Source organism: Variovorax sp. GW458-11-26-14-LB1 (assembly GCF_059423965.1).
In genome coordinates this window covers 22300-28620 of sequence record NZ_JBWKYW010000071.1, presented here as the reverse complement: position 1 = coordinate 28620, position 6321 = coordinate 22300, and the positions used below count along the sequence as shown (strand labels likewise).

6 protein-coding genes are annotated in these 6321 nt (G+C 70.4%); 5 read left to right on the top strand and 1 reads right to left on the bottom strand.

What is annotated here, in order from left to right:
- A complete protein-coding gene (locus AC07YS_RS29835; RefSeq protein ID WP_495275753.1) occupies window positions 1-657 on the top strand; it encodes a TetR family transcriptional regulator C-terminal domain-containing protein in 657 nt (218 codons plus the stop codon).
- 18 nt (window positions 658-675) lie between these two features.
- Here the strand turns inward: AC07YS_RS29835 and AC07YS_RS29830 are convergent, their stop codons facing one another.
- Window positions 676-1614, bottom strand: coding sequence for a LysR family transcriptional regulator (locus AC07YS_RS29830; RefSeq protein ID WP_159275093.1), 939 nt, complete (start codon window positions 1612-1614; stop codon window positions 676-678).
- Window positions 1615-1725: 111 nt separating this feature from the next.
- Between AC07YS_RS29830 and AC07YS_RS29825 the strand changes: the two genes are divergently transcribed.
- The 4 genes from AC07YS_RS29825 to AC07YS_RS29810 all read left to right on the top strand — a co-directional run bounded on the left by AC07YS_RS29825 (window position 1726) and on the right by AC07YS_RS29810 (window position 6321).
- Window positions 1726-2943: an MFS transporter gene (locus tag AC07YS_RS29825; RefSeq protein ID WP_495267713.1), complete on the top strand. Its 1218-nt coding sequence runs from the start codon at window positions 1726-1728 to the stop codon at window positions 2941-2943.
- Between the two features lie 178 nt (window positions 2944-3121).
- Entirely contained in the window at window positions 3122-4390 is a 1269-nt protein-coding gene (locus tag AC07YS_RS29820; protein WP_495267714.1) for an amidohydrolase family protein, read from the top strand.
- Window positions 4391-4409: 19 nt separating this feature from the next.
- Entirely contained in the window at window positions 4410-5273 is an 864-nt protein-coding gene (locus tag AC07YS_RS29815; RefSeq protein ID WP_495267715.1) for a creatininase family protein, read from the top strand.
- Between the two features lie 61 nt (window positions 5274-5334).
- Complete coding sequence (locus AC07YS_RS29810) at window positions 5335-6321, top strand: ABC transporter substrate-binding protein (protein WP_307694390.1); 987 nt, start codon at window positions 5335-5337, stop codon at window positions 6319-6321.

Genomic DNA, 6321 nt, shown 5'->3' with positions numbered 1-6321 from the left:
GTGCCCCCTGCCATCGCCCAAGAAATGCCCGCCCCCGACGGCCCGCTGTCGCGCGCGAGGCCGGGGCGCGAACGCATCATGGCGGCCATCCGCACGGCGGCGGTGACCGAGTTCAGCCTGCACGGCCTGAAGGGCACCTCCACCCAGGCCATCGCCGCGCGCGCCGGCCTCACCAAGCCCCAGCTGCACTACTACATCGCCGGCAAGGAAGAGCTCTACGAAGAGCTGCTGATGCAGGTGCTGCATGCCTGGAAGGTGGTGTTCTCGTTCGAGGACGCCAGCGACCCGGCCACGGTGCTGGGCGACTACATCCGCAAGAAGCTCGACCACGCGTTCGACAACCCGGAGATCTCGCGCATCTTCACGCGCGAGGTGCTCGACGGCGGACGCAACCTCGACCGCTACTGGCCCAACGCGCAGGCGTGGACGCAGAAGAAGGTCGACATCATCAACGGCTGGATCGCGCGCGGGCAGATGCGCCCGCTCGATGCGCGCCTGCTGCTGATGCACATCTGGGCCATGACCCAGAGCTACGCCGACTACGCGATCCAGACGCGCGTGATGCTCGGCCTGCCGCCCGAGGCGCCGATCGACCGCGAACCGATCGCGCGGGAACTGGTGGCGTTCGTCCTGGGCGGCTGCGGCATCAAGGCCTGAGCTCCGCGCCAGCCTCGCTCAGCCCACGCGCGCCTCCCAGACCTGGCCCGTCGGGTCGGCCAATGCAAGCCGCATCATCTCGATGAAGCGGCGCAGGCGCGCCGGCTGGAAGCGCGCGTGCGGGTAGGTCAGGTAGACCGGCAGCGGCGCCACATGCCATTGCGGCACGAGCTGCACCAGCCGTCCGGCGGCGATGTCTTCGTTCAGCAGCCAGGCCGAGCCCAGGCAGGCGCCCAGTCCCATGCGCGCCGCGCTTTGCAGCGCATAGAGGCTGTCGGTGCTCATGCGCGGACGGATCGGCACGCGCGCGATCTCGCCGGTCGGCCGGTGCGTGAGCAGCACCTCGTTGCGATAGAAGGTGCGCAGCGCGAGCCACGGCAGCTCGGCCAGTTCCGCCGCGTGCGCGGGCGGTGAGCGGCCCTCCAGCAGCGAGGGCGCGGCGACCACCACGCGCGGGACCTCCGAGACCTTGACCGCCACGGCCATCGCATCGGTCATCTCGCCGACCTGGATCGCGCAGTCGACGCCTTCGGCGATGAAGTCGGGCCGGCGGTCGTTCAGCAGCCATTCGACGGACACGCGCGGATAGGCGCGCAGGTACTCGGCCAGCGGACCGACCAGCAGCAACTGGCCCAGCGCATGCGGCGCGACCACGCGCAGCGTGCCCTCGGGCTCGTCGCCCACGCCGCGCAGGTCGGCCTCGAAGGCGTGCCAGTCGGCGATCAGCTCCCTGGCGCGCTCGTAGCAGCGCTCGCCGTCTTCCGTGAGCTTCATGGCGTGCGTGGAGCGGCGCAGCAGCCGCACGCCCAGCGAGCGCTCCAGCGCCTGCAGGCGACGGCTCACGGTAGGCTGGGTGGCGCCCATCTGGAGCGCGGCGGCCGACAGGCTGCCGGCCTCGACGATGTGAAGAAAGGTCTGCATCAGCTCGATGCGATCGACAGCAGGGGACGTGGACATGGCCTCATTTATGCGTTTGACGTATGGGCATTGTGCGATCCACGGGACTACCAAGCCAAGCCCCCAGCGGGCACATTCCAACCCTTGCTTCGATAATCGAGGGTTAACACCATGTCTTCCATTCAAACCACGCATGCACCGGCCGCCGCGCCGGGGCACGGCCTGCCGGCCTCGCTGATCCTGCTGCTGGCCGCCGGCGCGGGCCTGTCGGTGGCCTCGCTCTACTACGCCCAGCCGATGCTCGGGGTGCTGGGCGCCGACATCGGCGCCTCCACCCGCGCGGTGGGCTTCATTCCCACGCTCACGCAACTGGGCTATGCGCTGGGCATCCTGCTGCTGGCGCCGCTGGGCGACCGCTTCGACCGGCGCCGCATCGTGCTGGTCAAGGCAGGGGCGCTGTGCGCCGCACTGCTGGTGGCCGGCGCGGCACCGTCGATCGGCGTGCTGCTCGCGGCCAGCCTCGCAATCGGGCTGGCGGCCACGATGGCGCAGGACCTCGTGCCCGCCGCCGCCACGCTGGCGCCCGACGCCACGCGCGGCAAGACGGTCGGCACGGTGATGACGGGGCTGCTGCTGGGCATCCTGCTGTCGCGCGTGGTGAGCGGCTTCGTGGCCGAGCACTTCGGCTGGCGCGCGATGTTCATCGCGGCCGCGGCCAGCATCGCGCTCATCGGCGCCGCGGCCTGGCGCGGGCTGCCACGCTTTCGGCCGACCACGCACCTGGCCTACGGCGCCCTGCTCGGCTCGCTGGGCACGCTGTGGTCGCGCCACGGCACGCTGCGCCGCGCGGCGCTGGCCCAGGCGCTGCTGGCCGTGGGATTCAGCGCCTTCTGGTCGACGCTGGCCGTGATGCTGCACGGCGCGCCCTTCCACCTGGGCAGCGCGGCCGCAGGCGCCTTCGGCCTGGCCGGCGCGGCGGGCGCACTGGCGGCGCCGCTGGCCGGACGGCTCGCCGACCGGCGCGGACCGGAGCTGGTGACGCGCCTGGGCGCAGGGCTGGCGCTGGTGTCGTTCGCGGCCATGGGGCTGGCACCGCTGATGGCACCGCATGCGCAGCTGTGGCTGCTGGCGCTGGCCGCGATCGGCTTCGATCTGGGCATGCAGGCGGCGCTCATCGCCCACCAGACGACCGTCTATGGCATCGAGCCCGGCGCGCGCAGCCGGCTCAACGCCGTGCTGTTCACCAGCATGTTCATCGGCATGGCGACCGGCTCGGCGCTGGGCGCACTGGTGCTCGCTTCTTGGGGCTGGGCCGGCGTGACGGTGCTGGCGACCACCACGGCCGCCGCCGCGCTGGCGGTGCGGCTCTGGCCGCGCCAGGCAACGTAGCCGCATCAGCCGCGGGCTGACGCCCGCCTCCCCAGTCCGGTGCACCCGGACTGGCACGTCGCTTGCATAACCTGACCAGTTGCTCTGATTGATTGGTCAAATTCATGCACGTCCGCGTTGCCTGCTGTCTGTCGATGGAAACCAGCGCCCCCGCAAGCCCGGCGGAGGCGCGTTTCGCATGAACGCGCCCGCGCTGCTGGACAACGCACGGCTGCCGCGCTGGCTGCTGCCCGCCGACTGGCCGCAGCGCCACGGAGTGTCCGAACTCGCACGCATCGGCATCGAGGCCGGCCGCGTCCGGTCGGTGCAACCCGCGAGGGACATCACGCCGGGCGCCGGCTGGGACCTCGCCGGCACGCTCGCCCTCCCCGCCTTCGTCGACGCGCACACGCACCTGGACAAGGCGTTCACGCTGGCGCGCATGCAAAAGGTGCAGCCCGGCCTGCTCGGGGCGATCGACGCGATGCTGGCCGACCGCGTGCACTGGACACCCGCCGACGTGCGCGAGCGCGCATCGCGCGGCCTGCGGTGGGCCTGGGCATGCGGCACCGCCCATGTGCGCACGCACGTCGACTGGTGGGAGCCCGACGCGCTGCCCACGGCCTGGCCCGTCATGGCCGAGCTGGCGCAGGAATGGGCCGGCCGGGTGCGGCTGGAGCAGGTCGCCCTCATCAAGCTGCCCCTGTTCGAAGACGCGTCGCAGGCGCTGCGCCTGGCGCGGCAGGTGAAGGCCACCGGAGAGCACGCGCTGCTCGGCGGCTTCGTGCACTCCACCAACTGGAGCGAGAGCGCGCTGCGCAACCTGCTGTTGGCGGCGCAGGCCTGCGAGCTCGACATCGACCTGCACGTGGACGAGGAACTCGACGCCTCGGCCGTGGGCCTGCAGACCACCGCGCGCCTCCTGCGCGAGATCGGCTACGAAGGCCGCGTGGTCTGCGGCCACCTCTGCGCGCTGGCGGCCCAGCCCGAGGCGCAGGCCTTCGCCACGCTGGACGCCGTGGCGCGCGCGCCGATCACCGTGGTATCGCTGCCCGCCACCAACCTGCTGCTGCAGGACGCCGTCACCGGGCGCACGCCGCGCCAGCGCGGCATCACGCTGGTCAAGGAAGCGCATGCGCGCGGCATTCCATTGCTGTTCGCGAGCGACAACGTGCAGGACCCGTTCTGCCGGCTCGGCAGCTTCGACCCCGTCGAGGCGCTGGGCACGGCCGCGCTGGTCGCACAGCTCGACGAACCCTTCGACACCTGGTCGCAGGCGCTGTGCCGCAGCGACTGGCTGGAACGCGCGCCCGCCACGACGGCGCCCACGCTGGTCGGCGCGAAAGCCGACCTGGTGCTGTTCACGCAGGCCGACCGCCACGGCTGGCCCTCGCGCACCGCCACCCGCGTGGTGCTGCGCGACGGCCGCGTGACGCACGGCGATGCATCGCCTTTCTTCCCTGAATAAAGAACACGCAAGGACTCCCATGCTCCACGGCTACATCCCGCCCCACCGCTTCCTGCCCTACCTGAGCTGGACCGAAATCGCCGCGCTGCCCGACCGCGAGAACACGGTCATCGTGCTGCCCTGCGGCGCCATCGAGCAGCACGGGCCGCACCTGCCGTGCTCGGTCGACAGCGTGATCGCCTCGGGCGTGATGGGCAAGGCGCTGGAGAAGCTGCCCGCCGAGGTGCGCGCCTTTGCCCTGCCGCCGATCACCTACGGCAAGTCGGAAGAGCACCTGCACTTTCCCGGCACGGTGACGCTCACGGGCACCACGCTGCTGTCGACCGTGATCGAGATCGGCGAATCGGTGTACCGCTCGGGCTTTCGCAAGCTGCTGTTCGCCAACGGGCACGGCGGCCAGCCGCAGGTGCTGGAGATGGCGGCGCGCGAACTGCGGTTGCGGCATGGCGACTTCGTGGTGGTGCCGCACGGCGTGTCGCGCCTGCCGAACGCGTCGAGCAAGCAGATCAGCGAACAGGAGAAACGCCTGTCGATGCACGCCGGCCATTCCGAGACGGCGCTGATGCTCGCGCTCGCGCCCGACACGGTGCACATGGAGCGCGCGGCGGCCAACTTTCCGCCGCCCTTCCCGATCAAGCTGCTGTCGGCCGACGGCCGCCCGGCCTGCGCCTGGACCGCGCGCGACTTCGGCCCCAGCGGCGTGATCGGCGACCCCACCAGCGCCACGCGCGAACAGGGCCTGGAAATCCTGGACACGCTCTCCGACAGCTGGGCCCAGGCGCTGACCGAGCTTCATGCGCTGCGCTGGGTCGTGCGCGAGGAAGCCACCTGGGAGCGCGGCCACCAGCAGGGCTTCATCCAGCAGTCGTTCGTGCCGGCCTGAGGCGCGCTCCTTGCAACGGCTTCGTTCTTCTTTTTCATCCCGCCTTCGAGAGGTCCCCACCATGCGTTCCTTCGCTCTTTCCCTGGCCGGCGCCGCCGCGCTCTCGCTCCTCACGGCCGTCGCACCCGCACAGGCCCAGGACAAGTTCACCTACATGACCAACTGGTATGCGCAGGCCGAGCACGGCGGCTTCTACCAGGCGGTGGCGCAGGGCATCTACAAGAAGCACGGCCTGGACGTGACGATCCGCATGGGCGGCCCGCAGGTCAACATCACGCAGATGATGGCCGCGGGCCAGGCCGACTGCATCATGGGATCGAGCGACATCCAGATGATGCAGGTGCGCGAAGGCGGCGTGCCCGTGGTCAACGTGGCGGCTTTCTTCCAGAAGGACCCGCAGGTGCTGATCGCGCACGACGACGTCAAGAAGTTCGAGGACCTCAAGGGCAAGACGCTCCTGATCGGCGCGCAGGCCAACCGCGGCTACTGGCCGTGGCTCAAGGCCCGCTTCGGCCTGAAGGACGAACAGACGCGTCCCTACACCTTCAACATCCAGCCCTTCGTGGCCGACCCGAACACCGCGCAGCAGGGCTACCTGACCTCCGAGCCCTACGCCATCCAGAAGGCCGGCGTGAAGAGCACGGTGCTGATGTTCAGCGACCACGGCTACCCCTCCTACGCGGTCACGGTGTCGTGCATGGACAAGACGGTGAAGGAGCGCAGCAAGCAGGTCGCCGCCTTCGTGAAGGCCTCGGCCGAGGGCTGGAAGAGCTACCTGGCCGACCCGGCACCGGCCAACGCGCTGATCAAGAAGGACAACCCCAACATGACCGACGACCAGCTGGCCTACAGCGTGGCCAAGCTGAAAGAGATGGGCATGGTCACCGGCGGCGACGCGGCCAAGCTCGGCATCGGCGTGATGACCGATGCGCGCGCCAAAGCGAGCTACGACTTTCTCGTGGCCTCCAAGCTGCTCGATCCGGCCAAGGTCGACTTGGCCAAAACCTACACGACCGAGTTCGTGAAGGACGCCAAGGTGCTGCCCTGA